General features: G+C 69.0%; 19 protein-coding genes. 12 read left to right on the top strand and 7 right to left on the bottom strand.

Annotation, left to right across the window (positions count from 1 at the left end):
- Nucleotides 1-45 precede the first annotated feature (45 nt).
- Complete coding sequence (locus IEY81_RS17305; protein ID WP_189119735.1) at nt 46-513, top strand: hotdog fold domain-containing protein; 468 nt, start codon at nt 46-48, stop codon at nt 511-513.
- Between the two features lie 61 nt (nt 514-574).
- Here the strand turns inward: IEY81_RS17305 and IEY81_RS17300 are convergent, their stop codons facing one another.
- The 4 genes from IEY81_RS17300 to IEY81_RS17285 form a co-directional block, all read right to left on the bottom strand.
- Nucleotides 575-1,462, bottom strand: a complete 888-nt coding sequence (locus tag IEY81_RS17300; RefSeq protein ID WP_189119734.1) for an amino acid ABC transporter permease — start codon at nt 1,460-1,462, stop codon at nt 575-577.
- The gene (locus tag IEY81_RS17295) at nt 1,459-2,151 is read right to left on the bottom strand and encodes an amino acid ABC transporter permease (RefSeq protein WP_189119733.1); all 693 of its coding nucleotides are present in this window, start codon (nt 2,149-2,151) and stop codon (nt 1,459-1,461) included. Before IEY81_RS17295 ends, IEY81_RS17300 begins: the two co-directional genes overlap by 4 nt.
- 103 nt (nt 2,152-2,254) lie before the next feature.
- The gene (locus tag IEY81_RS17290) at nt 2,255-3,067 is read right to left on the bottom strand and encodes a glutamate ABC transporter substrate-binding protein (protein ID WP_189119732.1); all 813 of its coding nucleotides are present in this window, start codon (nt 3,065-3,067) and stop codon (nt 2,255-2,257) included.
- Nucleotides 3,068-3,140: 73 nt separating this feature from the next.
- Nucleotides 3,141-3,917 (bottom strand): amino acid ABC transporter ATP-binding protein, encoded by a 777-nt coding sequence (locus IEY81_RS17285; protein ID WP_373292242.1) that lies wholly within the window; start codon nt 3,915-3,917, stop codon nt 3,141-3,143.
- A 158-nt stretch (nt 3,918-4,075) separates the two neighbouring features.
- On the opposite strand from IEY81_RS17285, the gene miaB reads away from it, so the two are divergent.
- Both miaB and IEY81_RS17275 read left to right on the top strand, forming a co-directional pair.
- Nucleotides 4,076-5,593, top strand: a complete 1,518-nt coding sequence (miaB, locus tag IEY81_RS17280; RefSeq protein ID WP_189119731.1) for a tRNA (N6-isopentenyl adenosine(37)-C2)-methylthiotransferase MiaB — start codon at nt 4,076-4,078, stop codon at nt 5,591-5,593.
- A gap of 107 nt (nt 5,594-5,700) precedes the next feature.
- Nucleotides 5,701-6,639, top strand: coding sequence for a zinc metalloprotease (locus IEY81_RS17275; protein WP_189119730.1), 939 nt, complete (start codon nt 5,701-5,703; stop codon nt 6,637-6,639).
- Between the two features lie 85 nt (nt 6,640-6,724).
- Here the strand turns inward: IEY81_RS17275 and IEY81_RS17270 are convergent, their stop codons facing one another.
- Both IEY81_RS17270 and IEY81_RS17265 read right to left on the bottom strand, forming a co-directional pair.
- The gene (locus tag IEY81_RS17270) at nt 6,725-7,399 is read right to left on the bottom strand and encodes a hypothetical protein (protein WP_189119729.1); all 675 of its coding nucleotides are present in this window, start codon (nt 7,397-7,399) and stop codon (nt 6,725-6,727) included.
- Between the two features lie 252 nt (nt 7,400-7,651).
- Entirely contained in the window at nt 7,652-7,858 is a 207-nt protein-coding gene (locus IEY81_RS17265) for an antitoxin (RefSeq protein ID WP_189119728.1), read from the bottom strand.
- A 119-nt stretch (nt 7,859-7,977) separates the two neighbouring features.
- Here IEY81_RS17265 and miaA point away from each other — a divergent pair, with 119 nt between their 5' ends.
- From miaA to IEY81_RS17220, 9 genes are all read left to right on the top strand, one after another.
- Nucleotides 7,978-8,910, top strand: coding sequence for a tRNA (adenosine(37)-N6)-dimethylallyltransferase MiaA (miaA, locus tag IEY81_RS17260; RefSeq protein ID WP_229787949.1), 933 nt, complete (start codon nt 7,978-7,980; stop codon nt 8,908-8,910).
- 13 nt (nt 8,911-8,923) lie between these two features.
- On the top strand, nt 8,924-9,853 hold the full coding sequence (locus tag IEY81_RS17255; RefSeq protein ID WP_189119726.1) for a helix-turn-helix transcriptional regulator: 930 nt from the start codon (nt 8,924-8,926) through the stop codon (nt 9,851-9,853).
- 79 nt (nt 9,854-9,932) lie between these two features.
- Nucleotides 9,933-10,562 carry a pyridoxamine 5'-phosphate oxidase family protein gene (locus IEY81_RS17250; RefSeq protein WP_189119725.1) on the top strand — a complete coding sequence of 210 codons (630 nt, stop codon included), beginning with the start codon at nt 9,933-9,935 and terminating at the stop codon, nt 10,560-10,562.
- Nucleotides 10,562-11,413, top strand: a complete 852-nt coding sequence (gene dapF / locus IEY81_RS17245; RefSeq protein ID WP_189119724.1) for a diaminopimelate epimerase — start codon at nt 10,562-10,564, stop codon at nt 11,411-11,413. The genes IEY81_RS17250 and dapF overlap by 1 nt, the downstream gene beginning before the upstream one ends.
- Before the next feature lie 81 nt (nt 11,414-11,494).
- Nucleotides 11,495-12,271 carry an SDR family NAD(P)-dependent oxidoreductase gene (locus IEY81_RS17240; protein ID WP_189119723.1) on the top strand — a complete coding sequence of 259 codons (777 nt, stop codon included), beginning with the start codon at nt 11,495-11,497 and terminating at the stop codon, nt 12,269-12,271.
- Between the two features lie 122 nt (nt 12,272-12,393).
- Nucleotides 12,394-14,019 (top strand): VWA domain-containing protein, encoded by a 1,626-nt coding sequence (locus tag IEY81_RS17235; protein ID WP_189119722.1) that lies wholly within the window; start codon nt 12,394-12,396, stop codon nt 14,017-14,019.
- Nucleotides 14,020-14,062: 43 nt separating this feature from the next.
- Nucleotides 14,063-15,562 (top strand): GTPase HflX, encoded by a 1,500-nt coding sequence (gene hflX / locus IEY81_RS17230; RefSeq protein WP_189119721.1) that lies wholly within the window; start codon nt 14,063-14,065, stop codon nt 15,560-15,562.
- Nucleotides 15,563-15,657: 95 nt separating this feature from the next.
- Nucleotides 15,658-16,407, top strand: a complete 750-nt coding sequence (locus IEY81_RS17225; protein WP_189119720.1) for an SGNH/GDSL hydrolase family protein — start codon at nt 15,658-15,660, stop codon at nt 16,405-16,407.
- 10 nt (nt 16,408-16,417) lie between these two features.
- Nucleotides 16,418-18,412 carry an ATP-dependent DNA helicase gene (locus IEY81_RS17220; RefSeq protein ID WP_189119719.1) on the top strand — a complete coding sequence of 665 codons (1,995 nt, stop codon included), beginning with the start codon at nt 16,418-16,420 and terminating at the stop codon, nt 18,410-18,412.
- 168 nt (nt 18,413-18,580) lie between these two features.
- Here the strand turns inward: IEY81_RS17220 and IEY81_RS17215 are convergent, their stop codons facing one another.
- On the bottom strand, nt 18,581-20,071 hold the full coding sequence (locus tag IEY81_RS17215) for an MXAN_6640 family putative metalloprotease (RefSeq protein WP_189119718.1): 1,491 nt from the start codon (nt 20,069-20,071) through the stop codon (nt 18,581-18,583).
- Nucleotides 20,072-20,184 lie beyond the last annotated feature (113 nt).

The following is a 20,184-nucleotide window of genomic DNA, read 5'->3' as shown; positions in this document are numbered from 1 at the left end:
GGACAGGAGAGGGGTAGGAGGTTACCCTCGGGTAACCTAACCGCCATGAGCCAGCTCTACGACCTGTGGAAGTCCTTCAACCGCGTGCCGGTTGTCGGCAAGCGAGCGTTCTCGGTCGCCTTCGCGAAGAAGGCGCCGTACTTCGGGTCCATCCACCCGCTGGTCAACCAGCTGCGACCCAACTACGCCGAGGTCGTCGTGCCCAACCGCAGGGGCAACCACAACCACATCGGGACCGTGCACGCCATCGCGCTGTGCAACGGTCTAGAGATGGCGATGGGTGCCCTTGCGGAGGTCACCATCCCGCGCGACAAGCGCTGGATCCCGAAGGGGATGACCGTCTCCTACACCGCCAAGGCCTCCACGGACATCACTTGCATCGCGGAGACCGACCAGGAGCAGTGGGACACCGCCGACGGCGACCTCGAGGTGCGCGTCAAGGGCATCCGCGAGGACGGCACGGTGGCCATCGAGGGCACCATCAGCCTGTGGGTGACCCCGAAGAAGAAGTAGAGCGAGTACGCAACGGCCCGCTGCCCCGTCGGGGCAGCGGGCCGTCGTGCTGTCCGACGGATCAGACGATTCCGCTGGGCATGCCTGCGGCCGGTGCGGTCTGGAGCTCCGGGGTGTCCGTGGCGCCGACCGGGCCGGCGGTGTGGGCCACCCGCCGCGTACGGGCTTCGATCCAGTTGGCCACCAGGCCCAGGATCGTGTTGAGCACGATGTAGATCAGCGCGACCACGATCGCTGCGGGGATCAGGTTGTGGAAGTTGATGTCGAGCTGCTTCACCTGGTTGAGCAGCTCGCTGTAACCGAGCACGTAGCCCAGGGCGGTGTCCTTGAGCAGCACCACGAGCTGGGCGATGATCGCCGGAAGCATCGAGCGGACCGCCTGCGGCAGCAGGATCGTGCGCATCACCTGGCCGGAGGTGAGGCCGATCGCGGAACCCGCCTCGCTCTGCCCCTTGGGAAGTGCGTGCACGCCGGCGCGGATGATCTCCGCGATGACCGAGCCGTTGTAGAGCATCAGGCCCAGCACGACCGCCCAGAAGATGCTGGTCGGCTGGATGCCGAGCGAGGGCTGCAGGAAGTAGATGAAGAACATCAGCAGCAGCATCGGGATCGAGCGGAAGAACTCCACCACGACGGCGGACGGGATGCTGACGATCTTCAGCGGCGAGAGTCGCCCGACAGCGAAGACGAACCCGAAGGCCAGGGCGAGCAGGGAACCGACCGCGAAGGCGCGCAGGGTGCCGAGCAACCCGGGGATCAGCAGGTTGTTCCAGACATCGGCGTCGATGAACGGCGTCCACTTCTCGCCCTCCCACTGGCCGGTCTCCTTGAACTTCGAGAACACCAGCCAGGCGACGAAGAGGAGGGCGACCAGCACGAGGCCGGAGTAGAGCCAGTTGAGCTTCTTGGCGCGGGGCCCAGGGGCGTCGTACAGAACAGAGGCACTCATCGGATCACCGCGAATTTCTTGGAGGCCCACCCGGCGAGGAAGCCCACCGGCAGGGTCAGGATCATGAAGCCGATCGCGAAGATGATGAAGATCAGCACGATCTGGTCAGCCTCGTTCTCCATCATGGTGCGCATCTGACCGGAGGCTTCGTTGACGCCCTTGGCGGTGACGACTCCGATCGTGACGGCGACGGTCGTGTTCTTGATCATCGCGATCATGACGCTGGCCAGCGGGTTGAGCACCGACCGCAGCGCCTGCGGGAGGACGACCAGCCTGAGGTTCTGGGAGAACGTGAGCCCGATGGCGCGTGCTGCTTCGGCCTGGCCCAGCGGCACGGTGTTGATGCCCGAGCGCAGGACCTCGCAGACGAAGGTCGAGGTGTAGACGGACAGTGCGATGACCGCGAGCTGGAAGTTCTGCTCGTTGAGCGGAGCGGTCTGGCTCGCGCCGATCTTGAGCTGGTAGAAGAGCCCGAACAGCGCGAAGAACATCACCAGGGTCAGCGGCGTGTTGCGGAACGTGTAGACGACCGCGGCGCCGATCCAGCGCAGAACCGGAACCGGGGAGACCCGGAAGACGGCGAGCACGACGCCGAGGATGAGCGAGAAGATGCCGCTGAAGACGGCCAGTCTCAGGGTCAGCCCGAACGCTTCGAGAATGGCAGACCCATACTCGGAGAAGAGGTCCATGAGGTCCTTCCAGGTATTGCGGAGCGCCTCAGCTCAGGCCGAGCCGGCACAGCGGGCCCCGAGATCCAGGTCCGACTGCGCCGACTCGGCTGCTGCTGAAGACTCAGTAGCGGTCGACCTTCGGCGGCTCCGGCAGCTCGTAGCCGGAGTTGCCCAGGTTGTCGTTGAAGGCCTTCTCCCAGGCGCCGTCCTCGAAGGACTGCTCGATCAGGTCGTTGATCTTGTCGCGGTCCTCGCTGCCCTTGGGCAGGCCGACGCCGTAGTTCTCCTCGGAGAACGGCTGGCCGACGATCTTGAACTCGCCGGGGAACTCCTCGGCGTAGCCAGCGAGGATGATGTCGTCGGTGGTCAGCGCGTCGATCTGGCCGCCCTGAAGAGCGGTGATGCACTTGCTGTAGGAGTCGAACTCCTGCGGCACGGCGCCGTACTCGTCCTTGACCTTCTGGGCGGAGGTGGAGCCGGTGACGGAGCAGATCTTCTTGCCCTTCATGTCCTCCGGGCCCTTGATGGAGGAGTCGTCGGCGCGGATCAGGAGGTCCTGGCCGGCGACGTAGTAGGGACCGGCGAAGTCGACCTCGGCCTTGCGCTCGTCGGTGATCGAGTAGGTCGCGAGGATCATGTCGACCGTGCCGTCCTTGAGGAACGTCTCGCGGTTGGCGGAGACGGCTTCCTTCCAGGTGATCTGGTCCTCTTCGTAGCCGAGACCCTCGGCGATGTAGGTCGCCATGTCGACGTCGAAGCCGGCGTAGGTGCCGTCGGCCTTCTTGAAGCCAAGACCGGGCTGGTCGAACTTGATGCCGATCGTGATCTTGTCGCCGCCGGCGTCGGAGCCGGAGTCGTCGCTGCCGCCACAGGCAGCGAGCGAGCCGGCGAGCGCGAAGGCGCCCACGACCGCGGCGATCTTCTTGAACTTCATCGAATCCACCTTCTGGGATATGAGTGTTGGTGCGTTGCAGGGTTCGAGCCCGAGGCTCACCCGAGACGTACGTTCAGTGCTTGAGGATCTTGCCGAGGAAGTCCTTGGCGCGCTCGGACTGCGGGTTGTCGAAGAACTCCGCGGGGGTGTTGGACTCGACGATCTGGCCGTCGGCCATGAAGACGACGCGGTCGGCGGCGACGCGGGCGAAGCCCATCTCGTGGGTCACCACGATCATGGTCATGCCCTCCTTGGCGAGGCTGACCATGACGTCGAGCACCTCCTTGACCATCTCCGGGTCGAGGGCGGAGGTGGGCTCGTCGAAGAGCATCACCTGCGGCTTCATCGCCAGCGCCCGCGCGATCGCGACGCGCTGCTGCTGGCCGCCGGAGAGCTGGGCGGGGTACTTCGAAGCCTGGGCGCCGACGCCGACGCGGTCGAGCAGCTTCTTCGCCTCTGCCTCGGCCTCCGCCTTCTTGAGCTTGCGCACCTTCATCGGGCCCAGGGTGACGTTCTGCAGGATCGTCTTGTGGGCGAAGAGGTTGAAGCTCTGGAAGACCATCCCGACCTCGGCGCGCAGCTTGGCCAGGCCCCTGCCCTCGGCGGGCAGCTCCTTGCCGTCGAGCTTGATCGTGCCGGAATCGATCGTCTCCAGCCGGTTGATCGTGCGGCAGAGGGTCGACTTCCCCGAACCCGAGGGTCCGATCACCACGACGACCTCGCCACGCTTGATCTCCAGGTTGATGTCCTGGAGGACGTGCAGGTCGCCGTAGTGCTTGTCGACATGGTCCAGCACCACCAGAGCGTCTCCGGACGGGGCGCTGGTGGGTTCTGTGTCAAGCACGGTCATGTCGCAGACCTAACCACATCCTGCATTGCACATCCATGACTTGGTCCCTGCAGTCGGTTACAAGCAGATAACCAACAAGATTCAGTACGTCTGCCTCGACTGCCCGTCCGCGCCGGATTCCTCCGCGCGGCACCCGCGGTCGTACGCTTGAGGGCGCTATGACTACGTCGATCGCCTCTGGCTCCGCTCCGGCGGTGCGCACCTACGAAGTCCGCACCTACGGGTGCCAGATGAACGTCCACGACTCCGAACGCCTCTCCGGGCTGCTCGAGGACGCGGGCTACCTCAAGGCGACCGACGGCACGCAGGCCGACGTGGTCGTCTTCAACACCTGCGCGGTCCGGGAGAACGCCGACAACAAGCTCTACGGCAACCTCTCCCACCTGGCCCCGATCAAGGAGGCCAACCCCGATCTCCAGATCGCCGTCGGCGGCTGCCTCGCGCAGAAGGACCGGGCGACGATCACCGAGAAGGCGCCGTACGTCGACGTGGTCTTCGGGACCCACAACATCGGCTCGCTGCCGGTGCTGCTCGAGCGCGCCCGGGTGCAGGAGGAGGCGCAGGTCGAGATCCTCGAGTCGCTCGAGGTCTTCCCCTCCACGCTGCCCACGAAGAGGGAGTCCGCCTACGCCGCCTGGGTGTCGGTCAGCGTCGGCTGCAACAACACCTGCACCTTCTGCATCGTCCCCTCGCTGCGCGGCAAGGAGAAGGACCGCCGACCCGGTGAGATCCTCGCCGAGATCGAGGCGCTGGTCGCGGAGGGTGTCACCGAGGTGACCCTGCTGGGACAGAACGTCAACGCCTACGGCGTGGAGTTCGGCGACCGGAAGGCCTTCTCGAAGCTGCTGCGCGCCTGCGGCGAGATCGAGGGCCTCGAGCGGGTCCGGTTCACCAGCCCGCACCCCGCCGAGTTCACCGACGACGTCATCGAGGCGATGGCCGAGACGCCCAACGTGATGCCGTCGCTGCACATGCCGCTGCAGTCCGGCTCCGACCGCGTCCTCAAGGCGATGCGCCGCTCCTACCGCTCGACCAAGTTCCTCGGCATCATCGAGCGCGTCCGGGCGGCGATCCCGCACGCCGCCATCACCACCGACATCATCGTCGGCTTCCCGGGCGAGACCGAGGAGGACTTCCAGGCCACCCTGGACGTGGTCCGCGAGTCGCGCTTCGCGAGCGCTTTCACCTTCCAGTACTCCAAGCGACCCGGCACCCCCGCCGCCGACCTTCCCGACCAGATCTCGCCCGAGATCGTCAAGGACCGCTACCAGCGACTCGTCGACCTGGTCAACGAGATCGCGCACGAGGAGAACCAGAAGAACGTCGGCCGCACCCTCGAGCTGATGGTCGCCGAGGGCGAAGGCCGCAAGGACTCCTCGACGAAGCGCCTCTCCGGCCGCGCCCCCGACAACCGGCTCGTCCACTTCAACGCGGCCGGTGCCGAGGGCGTACGTCCCGGCGACATGGTCACCGTCGAGGTCACCTACGCGGCCCCGCACTATCTGGTGGCCGACAACCCCGTGCTCGAGGTGCGCCGCACCCGCTCCGGTGACGCCTGGGAGGCGCGCCAGGGGGTCTCGACAGGCTCGACCGACGGAACGTCGCCGACGGTCGGTCTGGGGATGCCCTCGGTCGGCGTGCCCGCTCCGCTTCCGCCCGCGCCTGCCTGCGGCTGATCGTCCGGCCCGTCGCGCTCCCGACAGCAAATTCTTCGCGGCTCCGTTCCCCTCGGGGTATTCCTGCCTCTAGCCTGAGGCAACTTGTCTCAGGAAGGGATACCCCCATGTCGATTCCCAAGTTGGCCAGCAGAGCCGCAGCGATGGGTGCACTCGGAGTGCTCGTGGCCTCAGGACTGGCAGCCGCCGCACCCGCGTCCGCGATGCAGGCGTCCGGCGGTGGCGGCGACGCGTGCTTCGACCCGCAGGCGGTCGGCGCGGCCCGGGTCGCCGACGGCACCAAGCAGGTCCGCGACAAGAACAACCTGACCGCGAAGCAGGCCGAGGCCAAGGAGAAGGAGCTCACCGGCGCGCTGAAGGCCAAGGGCAAGAAGAAGGGCGGCAGCGCCACCCTCGGGCCGACGACCATCCCGACCTACATCCACGTCATCCAGGAGGACGCCACCACCGGCGCGATCCCGCAGGCCAACATCGACGCCCAGATGGGCGTGCTCAACGACGCGTACGCCGGCACGCCGTTCTCGTTCGAGGTCGTTGGCCAGGAGACCACCATCAACCCGGCCTGGTATCCCATCATCTCCGGCTCGACCGGCGAGCGCGCGATGAAGTCGGCGCTGCGCCAGGGCGGCGACGACGCGCTCAACATCTACATCGGCGAGATCGACGACGGTCTCCTCGGCTGGGCGACCTTCCCGACCAAGAACATCTCCGCGCAGGACGGCGTGGTCATCCTCGGGGAGTCCCTGCCCGGTGGTTCGGCGGCGCCGTACGACGAGGGCGACACCGCCACCCACGAGGTCGGCCACTGGCTGCACCTCTACCACACCTTCCAGGGCGGCTGCCGCGGCAAGGGCGACGAGGTCGCCGACACCCCGGCCGAGGCCGAGCCCGCCTTCGGCTGCCCGGAGGGTTCCGACACCTGCACGGCGCCGGGCCTCGACCCGATCCACAACTTCATGGACTACACCGAGGACGCGTGCATGGACGAGTTCACGCCGGGTCAGGTGCAGCGGATGATCGACGGCTGGGTGGCTTACCGCGCCTGACGCTTCGCACCATCGGTTCAGACGCACCGAGCGCCGGGTCCCCTCGCGGGGCCCGGCGCTCGGTCTGTGTGATCGGTCTGGGTGATCAGTACTGCGACTCGCCCTGGCCGCCCTCGGAGCCCTGGTCGGAGCCGTAGGAGGCGCCGCCGGACTGCTGGTCGCCACCACCGAAGCCGCCCTGGTTCTCGTTCTCCTCGGCCTCCTGGCCGAAGCTCTGCTGGGACCCCTGCTGGGACCCCTGCTGGGACCCCTGCTGGGAGCCCGGCTCAGTGCCCTGCTCGGAGCCCTGGCCGAAACCCTGGTCGGAGCCGTAGGAGGAGCCGCCGGACTCCTGTCCGCCGCCGTAGCCGCCCTCGCCGCCACCGGACTGCTCGCCGCCACCGAACGAGCCGCCGTCGCTCTGGCCGCCCTGCTGCTGGCCGCCGTAGCCGCCCTCGCCGCCACCGGACTGCTCGCCGCCACCGAACGAGCCGCCGTCGCTCTGGCCGCCCTGCTGCTGGCCGCCGTAGCCGCCCTCGCCGCCACCGGACTGCTCGCCGTAGGAGGAGCCGCCCTCGGAGCCCGAGCTCTGGCCCTGGGACTGCTCGCCGCCGTAGCCGCCCTGGCTCTGGCCACCCTGCTGCTGGCCGCCCTCCTGGCCGTAGCCACCCTCGTTGGAGGACTGCTCACCGTAGGAGCCTTCGGAAGACTGCTCGCCGCCGAAGCCACCCTCCTGGCCGGTGTTTTGCTGCTCGTCGCTGTTGCCGTAGTTCTCAGACATGAAGGTCCACACTTCCGAGTAGTTGTGTTGGGACCGGACTCGAAGCGCATTCGCACGCTTCGCCCCCCGGCTGCCCTGGTGGGCACGAGATGCAACTCTCTAGACCGTTCCACGTGGCGGCACATATGGCAACAGTGCCGTAACAGTGTGTTCAAAAACAGTAAGCAAAATGTCCGTCTGGTGTAACGGTCACGAAAACGCGAGGCGGGGAGCAACCTGGTCGGTTGCTCCCCGCCTCGCGGTCTGGGTGGATCAGCGGTTGCCGTCCTCGCCACCGTCCATCCGGTCGACGTGGTCGCGGGCGGCGTCTACGCCCTTGTCGATCTTGTCGCTGTGCTTGCCGCCGGTCTTCTCGTCGGCGAACTCGCCGGCGCGGTCGATGCCGTCGCCCACCTTGTCGGCGCCTACCTTGTCGACGCCCTGCTTGGCGGCGTCCTTTGCCTTGTTAAAGAAGCTCATGCTTCCCCCCTCGTGACGGTGGCTCCCCGAAAGAGCCAACTTCCGGCCAGACTAACCACATGACGCACGACAACAACAGGGGGACACGCGATCGGGATGGCTCACCTGGGCTAGGCGAGCTGGGATCTTCGACCCTGTCGAAGACCCCGATCGTGGCCGTCGTCGGCGCCACCGCAGCCGGGAAGTCCTCGCTCTCGCTGGACCTGGCCGAGGCCCTCGATGGCGAGATCATCAACACCGACGCGATGCAGGTCTACCGAGGCATGGACATCGGCACCGCCAAGCTGCCGGTCGAGGAGCGCCGGGGCATCCCGCACCATCTGCTCGACCTCCTCGACATCGCCGAACCGGCCTCGGTCGCCGACTTCCAGGGTCTGGCGCGCGGCGTGATCGCGACGCTCCGCGAGGCCGGGAAGACGCCGGTGCTGGTCGGCGGCAGCGCCCTCTACACCCGCTCGGTCCTGGACCGCTTCGACTTCCCCGGCACCTCCGCCGAGATCCGCGCGCGTCTGGAGAAGGAGCTCGAAACCGCAGGTGAGACGGCACTTCACGATCGTTTGCGTGCCCTGGACCCGGTCTCCGCCGACCGGATCGAGATCGACAACGGCCGCCGGGTCGTACGCGCCCTCGAGGTCATCGAGCTGACCGGCGAGCCGTTCAGTGCCCGCCTTCCCGAGCAGGTCTATCTCGACCCGGCCACGATCCAGATCGGCGTCGACATCCCCCGGGAGGCGCTGGACGTACGCATCCGGCAGCGGGTCGCGGAGATGTTCGAGGCAGGCTTCGTCGACGAGGTCACCCAGCTCCTCGAGGCCGGCCTGGCACAGTCGCGCACGGCCGCCAAGGCGATCGGCTATCAGGAGGTCGCGGCGTACCTGGCGGGCGAGACGACCCTGGCGGAGGCGATGGACCGGACAGTCATCAAGACCAGGCAGTTCGCGCGTCGCCAGGACGCCTGGTTCAGGAAGGATCCGCGTGTGGTCTGGGTCTCATATGATGATCCAGACCGTGTCCACAAGGCAGTCACGGCCGTGCGGGCGTTGGTGGGGTGAGGGCGGTGGAGCCATGAGCAACGGCGAGCGGGACCGGCTGCGAGAGCTGCTGGACGCGGTGCTCGAGGGCGCTGACGACGGCAGGCCGCGCACCCTGGCCGAGATGGCGGGGGATGCCTACACCTCGCCCTACCACTTCAACCGGCTGCTCTCGCGCGGCACCGGCGAGCCGCCGGTGGCGATGCGGCGCCGGGTGATGCTGGAGCGAGCCGCGTGGCAGCTGCAGCACGGCGGCACCGTGACCGACGCGGCCTGGGCGGCCGGCTACGAGTCGGTGGAGGGGTTCTCCCGGGCGTACGCGAAGGCCTTCGGTCATCCGCCGAGCACGGCCGCGGTGAGCCACTGGCTGCCGGCCCCCAACGGGATCCACTTCCATCCGCCGGAGTCGCTGTGGGTCGACTCCCAGGAGCAGGTGCTCGCGCCGCTGACCGAGCAGCTGGTGATGCACGATCTCGACGACACCCGGGCGCTGCTCGACCTGGCCAAGGGAGTGCCCGACGAGGTGCTCGCCGAGGTGCGGCTGCCGGGCCACGAGGTGCTGCCCTGGGACGGGCCGGAGGAGAGTCTGCTCCAGGTGCTGGACGCCACGGTGTGGTCCAAGGAGTGCTGGGTCGCGTCGATCGAAGGGCTCTCCATGCCCGTGCGCCGCCCCGCCGGCTCCGCGCGGGCGCTGATCGAGCGGCACGACGCGGTGGCGCCGCGGTGGCTGGCGGTCGTACGCGACATCGAGCGCCGGGGCGCCTGGGAGGACCGGCTCGTCGACGCGCTCTGCGAGCCGCCGGAGAGCTTCCAGATGGGCTCGGTGATCGCCCACGTCCTGACGTACGCAGCCCACCGGCGCCTGCTCGCCCGGATGATGCTCCGGATGGCCGGCGTCGAGGTCGACCGCGGCGACCCGATCGAGTGGCTGCGTGCCCGCCGCGGCGAGGTGCCGACGGTCTGAGCTTGGGGGCGCAGGGCTGCTGGGCCCGGCCGTCGGGAAATGGTTCGGCGGTCCGGCGAGCGGCTCGTACCCTTGGCCCGTGACCCCTACCTGGACTGAGATCAGCACGCTCGAGGAACTCGTCGACCTGGTCGGCACCCCGCACGAGCGGGCGGTGAACAAGGGGCGCCCGGCGCTCCTCGACGTCGACCGGCAGTGGCTTGCCGCGTCACCGTTCTGCGTGCTCGCGACCTCCGACGCCGAGGGGAGCTGCGACGCCTCGCCCAAGGGCGACCCGGCCGGCTCCCTGGTCCACGTCATCGACGACACCACGATCGCGATCGCCGAGCGACCCGGCAACAAGCGCGTCGACGGCTACCGCAACGTCCTGGCCAACCCGCACGTCGGCCTGAACTTCCTCGTCCCGGGCCGTGGCGACACCCTGCGGATCAACGGCCGGGCGCGGCTGGTCTCGGACGCTCCGTTCTTCGACGAGATGGCCGTCAAGGGCAAACGGCCGATCCTCGCGCTCGTGGTCGAGATCGACGACATCTTCTTCCACTGCGCGAAGGCGATGCTCCGCTCGGGCCTGTGGAACCCGGAGACCTGGAACCCCAGCGACCTGCCCGCGCGGGCGGTCATCGCCAAGGAGGTCGAGAAGGACACGCGTACGCTTGCGGAGATGGAGGACTACTACCGTCCCGACAACTACTCGAAGCACCTCTACTGATGACCTACACCTTCCTCAAGGGCCACGGCACCGAGAACGACTTCGTGCTGCTCCCCGACCTCGACGGCTCCGTCCACGGCGCCCTCTCCGCGGACGAGATGGCCGACCGGGTCCGCGCGCTGTGCGACCGCCGGGCCGGCATCGGCGGTGACGGGATCCTGCGGGTGGTCCGGACCTCCGCCTACACCGGCGAGGACCGCCCGGTCAGCGACGCCGAGTGGTTCATGGACTACCGCAACGCCGACGGCACCCTGGCAGAGATGTGCGGCAACGGCACCCGGGTGTTCGCCGAATACCTGCGTGCGGCCGGTCTGGCCGGTGACGAGGTCACCTTCGCCACCCGTGCCGGCGACAAGACGCTGCGTGCCGCCGACGGTCTGTGGACCGCCGACCTGGGGTCGCCGAAGCTGCTCGGCACCACCCAGGTCACCGTCGACCACCACTTCTGGCCGGCCTGCAACGTCGACATGGGCAACCCGCATGCTGCCGCCGAAGTCGACTCGATCGACCCGCACGGCCCCATCGGCGACCTCTACGACTCACCGGTCTACGACGAGGCGGTCTACCCGCACGGGGTCAACGTCGAGTTCTTCGAGCGCGTCGGCGAGCGCCATGTCTCGATGCGGGTCTTCGAGCGCGGCGCGGGGGAGACCCGCTCGTGCGGCACCGGAGCCTGCGCGGTGATGGTCGCGGCCGCCGAGGCCGACGGTCTCGCGATCGCTCGCGATGCCGACGTGACGTACCGCGTCGACGTGCCGGGCGGCACCCTCCACGTCACCTGGACGACCGACGACCGCATCCTGCTGACCGGCCCGGCGGTCCTGGTCGGAGAGGGCACGACCTCGCTCTGAAGGCCGTGCACGCCACTCTGCATGCGAGACGGTTAACGGGTATTCACCTCAGTGAGGGTGGTCACGTCTAGTCTGCTCCCCATGGAGTTGACTGATAGCACAGCGATCGTGACCGGAGCGGCCAGCGGGATCGGGGCGGCGACGGCCCGGGCTCTGGCGGCCAAGGGTGCGACGGTGATCGTCGCGGACATGCAGAAGGACAAGGGCGAGGCCCTGGCGGAGGAGATCAAGGGGCTGTTCGTGCCCGTTGACGTGACCGACACCGACCAGATCACCAACGCCGTGGAGCGGGCCGTCGAGATCGCGCCGCTCAAGGCGGTGGTCAACTCGGCGGGCATCGGGTGGGCGCAGCGCACCATCGGCCGCGACGGCGAGATCTCGTCCGCGCACGACCTGGACGCCTACAAGAAGGTCATCGCGATCAACCTGATCGGCACCTTCGACATGTGCCGCCAGGCGGCGACGTACATCAGCCGCAACGAGCCCGACGCCAACGGACAGCGTGGCGCCATCGTCAACCTGGCCAGCGTCGCGGCCTTCGACGGCCAGATCGGCCAGGTCTCCTACTCCTCGTCCAAGGGTGGCGTGGTCGGCCTGACCCTGCCGCTCGCGCGCGATCTCGCCGCGGTCGGCATCCGCGTGAACACTGTCGCGCCGGGTCTCATCGACACCCCGATCTACGGCGAGGGCCCGGAGTCGGAGGCGTTCAAGGCCAAGCTCGGCGAGAGCGTCCTGTTCCCGCACCGCCTCGGCGTGCCCGAGGAGCTGGCGAGCATGGTCGTGGAGTGTCTGACCAACGACTACATGAACGGCGAGACGATTCGCGTCGACGGCGGCATCCGGATGCCACCGAAGTGACCGCACGCCACTGAATTAACTGGACGCATCGAGTACCCCCGCGGCTGGCGCACCGCTAATGTGTGCGCCAGCCGCGGCGCGTACGGGCCCGTGGCGCGGATGTCGGAGCAAGGGGAGTTCGCATGTCCGATAAGTCGGACAAGAGTCCGTCGAAAGCGCTCGCGATCATCGGATCCGGGGAGCCCACGGCGCCGGAGCCACCGAGCGCGCCCGCACGTGAGTCGCGGTTCAGCCGGGAGACGATCGGCGTGATGGCCGGTGCCGCCGGCGTCCTGGCGCTGTGCCTGCTCGCGACCGCGCTGGTCGCCAACACCTCGGCCGAGCCGGGCGAGGACCAGGCCTGCTCGGGCCCGCAGATGAAGGTCGCGGTGGCTCCCGAGGCGGCGACCGTGGTCGGCAACATCCTCGAGGACGCCGGCTGCAGCCAGATCGCGGTCGAGTCGACCAAGACCGACCAGGTCCTCGAGCCGATGGCGCTCGGCGACGATCTGCCCGACGTGTGGATCCCCGATTCCTCGCTCTGGACCGAGCGGGTCTCGGCCGTCGAGCAGCCGGTCGTGCTGCGCGCCTCGATGGCCACCTCCCCGGTGGTGATCGTCTCCGGCGACGGCATCAACCGCACCTCCTACGCCGAGGCCTTCGCCGAGGACGACCTGCTGATGGGTGACCCGCAGCGGATGATGAGCGCGCTCGGCACCGCCGTGGCGAGCCAGGGCAAGCCGGCGAGCGAGGCCAAGCTGCAGCCGTACGCCGAGCGGATCGCCTCCGGCGACGAGGCCGCCGCCCTGCCCGACTCGGGGCGCCTGGCCGAGCTGCGCACCGTGGCCAGCGGGGTCACCGCGACCAGCGAGCAGCAGTGGTCGACGTACGCACCGATGCTGAAGGCGAGCGCGCCCAAGGAGGGCACGGTCGTCCTCGACTACCCGGTCCTCATCACCGCCGACGCCTCGCGCCGCAACGCGATCGCCTCCACGATCACCAGCTTCGCCAGGGTGCTCGACAGCAAGGCCGCCGACGTCGCGCTGACCCAGGCCGGGTTCCGCACCGCCGGTGCCGGCAAGCCCTCGCCCAACGTCGGCGCCTTCACCCAGGTCGACCAGTCGGTCGTGGCCAAGACGGCCGCGGAATGGTCCGGCAAGCTGCGGCCCACCCGGACGCTCGCGGTCGTCGACGTCTCCGGGTCGATGGCCTGGCCCTCGGCTCCCGACAGCGCCACCACGCGCCTCCAGCTGACCCAGGCGGCGGTCTCCGAGGCGATCCGCGCCCTTCCGGGCGGCGCCGCCGCGGGCCTGTGGGCCTTCTCCGAGGAGACCGAGGGCAAGCTCGACGGCGACCACGACGTGCTCGTCCGCACCCGCCGGCTCGCCTCGGCGGGCCAGCGTGCGCGGCTCACCGAGGAGATCGCCGGGCTCACCAAGCGCACCGGCGGCGGCACCGCGCTCCACGACACCACGCTGGCGGCCTACCAGGCGGCCATCGCCTCCTACGACCCGCTCGCCTCCAACACCGTGCTCCTCTTCACCGACGGCACCAACGACGACGCCGACTCGATGGACCTGGCAGAGCTCGTACGTCAGCTGAAGTCTGCCTCCGATCCACGGCGCCCGGTCCGCGTGCTGGGTGTCGGGATCACCGCCGACGCCGATCTGGGGGCGCTGCAGGCGATCGCCGATGCGACCGGCGGGGCTGCGTACGTCGCAGAGCGGCCGGAGGACGTCGACGCCGTGGTGCGCGAGGCTCTCGGATAAGCATTGTCCCCCGGGTGGTGCGGCGCCGTATCCTTGTTGGTATATGACAAACAACGCACACGACTTTTCACTCGCTGACGACCTCCAGGCCACTGAGGACTGGGACGCGCTCGACGGCGACCTCGAGGACGGCTTCGAGTCCGGCTACGCCGACGAGGACCCCGAGGAGAGCGTCGACCCGACGGTCGGCGCCATGGAGCTCGCCGAGCGGCACGCGCTGCGGCGCGTCGCCAGCCTGCGCACCGAGCTCGAGGACATCACCGAGGTCGAATACCGCCAGCTGCGGCTGGAGCGAGTGGTGCTCGTGGGCGTATGGGCCGGCGGCACCCAGACCGACGCGGAGAACTCCCTGGCGGAGCTCGCCCTGCTGGCCGAGACCGCCGGCTCGGAGGTGCTCGAGGCGATCTACCAGCGCCGTCAGGCGCCTGACCCCGCGACCTACATCGGCCGGGGCAAGGTCGAGGCGCTCAAGGAGATCGTCGCCGCAACCGGTGCCGACACCGTGATCGCCGACGGTGAGCTGGCGCCCTCGCAGCTGCGCAACCTGGAGGACCGCACCGGCGTCAAGGTCGTCGACCGCACCGCGCTGATCCTCGACATCTTCGCCCAGCACGCCAAGTCGCGCGAGGGCCAGGCGCAGGTCGAGCTGGCCCAGCTCAGCTACATGAAGCAGCGGCTTCGTGGTTGGGGTGGCAACCTGTCGCGTCAGGCCGGTGGCCGTGTCGCCGGTGGCGCCGGTATCGGTGGCCGTGGTCCTGGTGAGACCAAGATCGAGACCGACCGTCGCCGGATCAACACCAAGATCGCCAAGCTCAACCGCGAGCTGAAGGCGATGAAGGGCACCCGCGACACCAAGCGTGCTGACCGCAAGCGCAACCACATCCCGGCGGTCGCGATCGCCGGCTACACCAACGCCGGCAAGTCGTCGCTGCTCAACCGGCTCACCGGCGCCGGCGTGCTGGTCGAGGACGCGCTCTTCGCCACCCTGGACCCGACCACCCGACGCACCACCACCGAGGACGGCCGCGTCTACACGATGTCCGACACCGTGGGCTTCGTGCGTCACCTGCCCCACCAGCTGGTCGAGGCGTTCCGCTCGACGCTCGAGGAGGTCGCCGACGCCGACCTCGTCGTCCACGTCGTCGACGGTTCCCACCCCGACCCCGAGGGGCAGCTGGCCGCGGTGCGCGAGGTCTTCGCCGACATCGGCGCCGCCGAGGTGCCGGAGCTGGTCGTGATCAACAAGGCCGACATCGCCGACCCGCTGGTGATCAGTCGGCTGCTGCGTGCCGAGCCCCACTCGGTCGCGGTCTCGGCCAAGACCGGCGAGGGCATCGACGCGGCGATCAAGGCCGTCGAGCACGACCTGCCGCGTCCGGACGTGGAGTTCTCCGCGCTGCTCCCCTACGAGCGGGGTGACCTGGTCAACCGGATCCATCAGCACGGCGAGATCGACCACCTCGAGCACACCGCCGAGGGCACCGTCGTCCGTGGCCGGGCCAACGCCGACCTGGCCGGTGAGCTCGCGGCGTACTCTGCTTGATCCTGGGGACCCCTCGGGGCCTGGTTCGGCGTTTCGACCCCGACGATGACAGGCTGGTCCTCCACACTTGGGACGATCAGCCGTTGGGAGGGCAGATGACACAGGTACGCCACGCGGCGCGCGCCACGATCGTGAGCGCGCTGGCGACTGCTGTCCTGGTGGCGACGCTCGCCGGCTGCTCCAGCGACGACGTGGGTGCGCTCCCGGGCCAGGAGAAGGGCCATGCGGGCGAGGTGACCCAGGACCTCTGCACGCGACTGGCGGCCGAGTCCGTCACCCGCGCTTCGGTGGTGACCGGCGTGGGGGAGCGGGTCGTGGTGATCGGCGACTCGTGGGCCTCCGGCTTCGGGCTCGACGACCCCGGCCAGTCCTGGCCTCGTTATCTCGACGGCGAGGTGCGGGTCTCCGGCTTCGGCGGCACGGGCTACTCCCACGGACTGATGGCGCGATGCGGCCCGATCTCCTTCTCCGAGCGTGTTCCCGACGTGGTCGCCCAGGGGGCCGACCTGGTCGTGCTCGAGGGCGGCATCAACGACTCCAAGAGCGATCTCGACGAGGTCGAGAAGGGTTTTCGGGCGACCCTGGAGGAGCTGAAGGGCTTCGACGTCATCGTGCTCAGCGCGCCCAAGGTCAAGTCCCGCGCCGCCGCCATCCGCCCGGTCAACAAGATGATGCGGCGGGTCTCGAAGGAGTACGGCGTGACCTACATCAACGTCTTCGACCTCGACCTGCCGATGCTCGAGGACAACACCCACCTGACTCCGGCCGGCCACGAGAAGTTCGGCGAGATCGTCGCCCACCGGATCGCGGAGAGCCGATCGGAGACTGTCCCCGCGCACAGCTAGGGTTGCCCGAGTGACCGCAACCGAAACCGCTCCCCAGACGCCCGTACGTGAAGCCTTGGCGGACGCGGTCGCGACTCTCGGTGGCACCACCCGCGACGGCCAGGTGCTGATGGCCGATGCCGTCGCCCGGGCGCTCGCCGACGAGGAGCATCTGCTGGTCGAGGCCGGCACCGGCACCGGCAAGTCGCTGGCCTACCTGGTTCCCTCGCTCCTCCACGACAACCGCGTCGTGGTCGCCACCGCGACCCTGGCGCTGCAGCACCAGCTGGTCGAGCGCGACCTCCCGCGCCTGGTGAAGGCGATCGGCTCGCGCCCCGGCGTCGACGCATCCTTCGCCGTCCTCAAGGGCCGCTCCAACTACGCCTGCCTCCACCGGGTGCGCGAGGGCGCTCCCGACGACCAGGGCACGCTGGTCGACGTCCCGCTGGGGCCGATGGCGGAGAAGGTCCTCGAGCTGCGCAGCTGGGCCGAGAAGCAGGCGGAGAACGGCGGCAGCGGCGAGCGTGACTCCGCGCCGCGTCACACCGACCGCGAGTGGCGGCAGGTCTCGGTCAACCACCGCGACTGCCTCGGTGCCGCCAAGTGCCCCTTCGGTGAGGAGTGCTTCGCCGAGGTCGCTCGCGAGAAGGCGCAGAAGAGCCACCTGATCGTCACCAACCACTCCCTGCTCGCGATCGACGCGATCGAGGGCGTGCCGATGATCCCGGAGTACGACGCCGTGGTGATCGACGAGGCCCACGAGCTGGTCGCCCGGGTCACCCAGGCGGCGACCGACGAGCTGACCGCGGCCGAGGTCGAGCGGGCCGCCCGGCGCGCGCAGAAGCACATCGACGGCTCCGAGGCCGACGACCTCGCCGACGCCTCCGACGCGCTGCGCGCCGCGATCAGCGAGAGCTCGCCCGGCCGGTTCGTGACGCTCCCCGAGATCATCTCCGACGCGCTCGTCCTGGTCCGCGACGCCGCGCGGTCGGCGCTCTCCGCGCTGCCGAAGCCGAAGGACTCCGAGAGCGCCGACCCCGGCTTCCAGCAGGCAAAGGGTGGTCTGCAGGAGGTCTTCACCACCGCCGAGCGGATGGCCGCAGCCTCCGAGCAGGACGTCATCTGGCTCAACGAGGGCAGCGACCGCATCCCGCCGCGTCTGTGCGTCGCCCCGCTGCAGGTGTGGGCGCAGATGCGCGAGAAGCTGCTTCGCGAGAAGACTGTTGTCTTCGCCTCCGCGACTCTCAAGCTCGGCGGCGACTTCGGCCCGGTCGCCGGAAACCTCGGGCTCAAGGCGGAGGAGCGCACCGAGCTGGGCGCCGGTGCGCAGCGTACCGAGGACGTGCTGCCGTGGGTCGGGCTCGACGTCGGCAGCCCGTTCGACTACGGCAAGCAGGGGATCCTCTACGTCGCCCGCCACCTGCCTCCTCCCGGCCGCGACGGGATGGGCGCCAAGACGCTCGACGAGATCGTCGACCTGGTCGACGCCGCCGACGGCCGCACGCTCGGTCTCTTCTCGTCCCGGCGCGCGGCGGAGGCAGCTGCCGAGGTCGTACGCCAGAAGCTGCCGCACCTGACCACCCTGGCCCAGGGCGACGCGCAGCTGCCCGAGCTCGCCGCGCAGTTCGTCGCCGACCCCCACACCGTGCTCTTCGGCACGCTGTCGCTGTGGCAGGGCCTCGACGTCCCGGGTGACACCTGCCAGCTCGTGATCATCGACCGCATCCCGTTCCCGCGGCCCGACGACCCGCTGATGTCGGCGCGCCAGCAGGCCGCCGACAAGGCGGGAGGCAGCGGGTTCATGCAGGTCGCCGCGACCCACGCCGCGCTGCTGCTCGCCCAGGGCGCCGGCCGGCTCATCCGCACCACCACCGACCGCGGCGTCGTAGCGGTGCTCGACGCACGCCTGGCCACCGCCCGCTACGGCGGCTTCCTCAAGGCGAGCCTGCCGCCGATGTGGGCCACCACCGACCCTGATGTCGTACGGAAGGCCCTCAAGCGGCTCTCGGAGATGGCCTCGGCCTGAGCCGACGACCTCGGGGCGGGGGTTCTTCGCTGCCCGGGTGTGACCGCATGGTGAGACGTTTCGGCGTGCTTGACGGGCACTTTGTGGACTTGTCGGGTGTTTCAGTGCCCGTCAAGTCCAGGGATACCCGGTCGACCGGGTATCCCTGGGCCCCTGGGACTCAGCCCCTCAGCGATAGACCTTCGCCGACCACCGGTGGGTGGCCTTGTCGGGCGAGGCGACGCCACGGCAGGAGAAGGCGGTGCCCTTGCCACACTTGAAGTTGCTGCTGGCGTTGGCGAAGGTGACCTCGACCTTGCGGATGCGCTTGGAGGAGAAGCCCTTGATGGTCTTGGAGGCGACGCCGCTCTTGTTGGGCTTGAGGTAGTAGACGCCGCGGGTGCCGTCGGTGCGGAAGACGGTGACAACGGCGGTGTTGGCGGCCGGGCGGGCGACGTCGACCTTCACCTTCAGCTTCCAGCCCTTGCCGACCTTCTTGGGGACCAGGCGCTGGGAGGCGTAGGTGAGGTGCTTGAGGGTGTGCTTGCCCTTGACGGTCTGCTTCTTGGCGCGCAGCACGGTGCGGCCGTCGTAGACCGGCGGGTAGTAGGCACGACCCTCGCTGTAGCTCTTCGACGGGGCCAGGTTGGCGGCGGCGAACCGGGCGTACTGCGTCTTCAGCGTGGTTCCGCGAGCAGCCAGCGACTTACGGATCGCGGCGGTGGAGTAGGTCGACGGAGCGCGGTTCCAGATGCCGAGGATCACCTCGGGCAGGTCACCGCGCTTCTTGGTGAAGCGCTCGGAGAGGTAGCGGAAGAAGATCCAGTTGCCGTAGATGCCGAGGTTGGAGGCGTTGGAGTTGTCCAGCGGCTTGCGCTGGTCCTCGAGCTGGCCGTAGGCCAGGTATTGCCGGTTGTCGTTGATGCTGTCGTAGACCTCGTCCTCGACCCAGGTCGCCGTGGACTCCATCAGCCAGCGGTCCTCGCCGGCGTCGTAGGCGAACTGCACCGCGTGGAAGTACTCGTGGGCCGCGGTCACCCGGAGATTCTCGGTGGGCGTGTTCATCGAGCCGTACTCGCTGGCGGCGTAGTCGTTGTCCAGGACGCAGTACGCCGTCGCGGCCGTCTTGGAGACCTTGGTCTCCGGGGCGCAGTAGCCGTAGTAGCCCTCGTCGTAGAGGTTCTCCAGGTAGATGTCGACCTTGCCCGGGGTGACCGCCTGGTCGGCCGCCGGCTTGCGATAGCCGGAACGTACGTAGACGTTATGGACCTTGGTGACCACGTCACGGACCTGCGCTGCGTACGCGACGGTGGCCCGGTTGCCGCCCTTGCCAGGCGTGTAGTGGACGCAGACGACGTCGCTGCAGGTCTGGGTGGCGGCGCGCGGGCGGGCGAGGAGCTCGCGAGCGGCCGCCTTGCCGGAGCCGTCCAGAGAGTCCTTGGCGTTCCACAGGTCGGTCAGCGCGAGGGTCGCGTCGGGACGGCCGGCGACGTGACGTCCGGGCACGACCTGGCGTGAGCCGCGCACCGACTGGGTGCGCTTGATCTTCTTGGCCACCTCGAGCGCCTCGCGAGCGGCCTTCTCGGTCACCGGCTGCTCGGCACTGGTGTCACCGCCGGCGCGCACCGAGGTCTCCGGCGATGCGCCGGTGGCCGGCATGGTGGCGGCGAATGTGGCCACGACCATGCCTGCGATCAAGACGAGCGAGCGTTGTGTGCGGTTGATCCGGCGGGCAATGTTTCGCATGAGGTACCAGACGTTCGGGATGGCAGACCCAGGCAGTCTAAGCGCAC

Source organism: Nocardioides luteus, from assembly GCF_014648595.1.
In the GTDB taxonomy this organism is placed as follows: domain Bacteria; phylum Actinomycetota; class Actinomycetes; order Propionibacteriales; family Nocardioidaceae; genus Nocardioides; species Nocardioides luteus.
Note: the sequence above shows the minus strand (reverse complement) of the source record. Positions and strands in the feature narration are given on the sequence as shown.

What these genes read in the sequence shown, in the direction of transcription:
- IEY81_RS17305 (WP_189119735.1), top strand. Translation starts at nt 46, where the DNA reads ATGAGCCAGCTCTACGACCTGTGGAAGTCCTTCAACCGCGTGCCGGTT.
- IEY81_RS17300 (WP_189119734.1), bottom strand. Translation starts at nt 1,462, where the DNA reads ATGAGTGCCTCTGTTCTGTACGACGCCCCTGGGCCCCGCGCCAAGAAG.
- IEY81_RS17295 (WP_189119733.1), bottom strand. Translation starts at nt 2,151, where the DNA reads ATGGACCTCTTCTCCGAGTATGGGTCTGCCATTCTCGAAGCGTTCGGG.
- IEY81_RS17290 (WP_189119732.1), bottom strand. Translation starts at nt 3,067, where the DNA reads ATGAAGTTCAAGAAGATCGCCGCGGTCGTGGGCGCCTTCGCGCTCGCC.
- IEY81_RS17285 (WP_373292242.1), bottom strand. Translation starts at nt 3,917, where the DNA reads ATGACCGTGCTTGACACAGAACCCACCAGCGCCCCGTCCGGAGACGCT.
- miaB (WP_189119731.1), top strand. Translation starts at nt 4,076, where the DNA reads ATGACTACGTCGATCGCCTCTGGCTCCGCTCCGGCGGTGCGCACCTAC.
- IEY81_RS17275 (WP_189119730.1), top strand. Translation starts at nt 5,701, where the DNA reads ATGTCGATTCCCAAGTTGGCCAGCAGAGCCGCAGCGATGGGTGCACTC.
- IEY81_RS17270 (WP_189119729.1), bottom strand. Translation starts at nt 7,399, where the DNA reads ATGTCTGAGAACTACGGCAACAGCGACGAGCAGCAAAACACCGGCCAG.
- IEY81_RS17265 (WP_189119728.1), bottom strand. Translation starts at nt 7,858, where the DNA reads ATGAGCTTCTTTAACAAGGCAAAGGACGCCGCCAAGCAGGGCGTCGAC.
- IEY81_RS17255 (WP_189119726.1), top strand. Translation starts at nt 8,924, where the DNA reads ATGAGCAACGGCGAGCGGGACCGGCTGCGAGAGCTGCTGGACGCGGTG.
- dapF (WP_189119724.1), top strand. Translation starts at nt 10,562, where the DNA reads ATGACCTACACCTTCCTCAAGGGCCACGGCACCGAGAACGACTTCGTG.
- IEY81_RS17240 (WP_189119723.1), top strand. Translation starts at nt 11,495, where the DNA reads ATGGAGTTGACTGATAGCACAGCGATCGTGACCGGAGCGGCCAGCGGG.
- IEY81_RS17235 (WP_189119722.1), top strand. Translation starts at nt 12,394, where the DNA reads ATGTCCGATAAGTCGGACAAGAGTCCGTCGAAAGCGCTCGCGATCATC.
- hflX (WP_189119721.1), top strand. Translation starts at nt 14,063, where the DNA reads ATGACAAACAACGCACACGACTTTTCACTCGCTGACGACCTCCAGGCC.
- IEY81_RS17225 (WP_189119720.1), top strand. Translation starts at nt 15,658, where the DNA reads ATGACACAGGTACGCCACGCGGCGCGCGCCACGATCGTGAGCGCGCTG.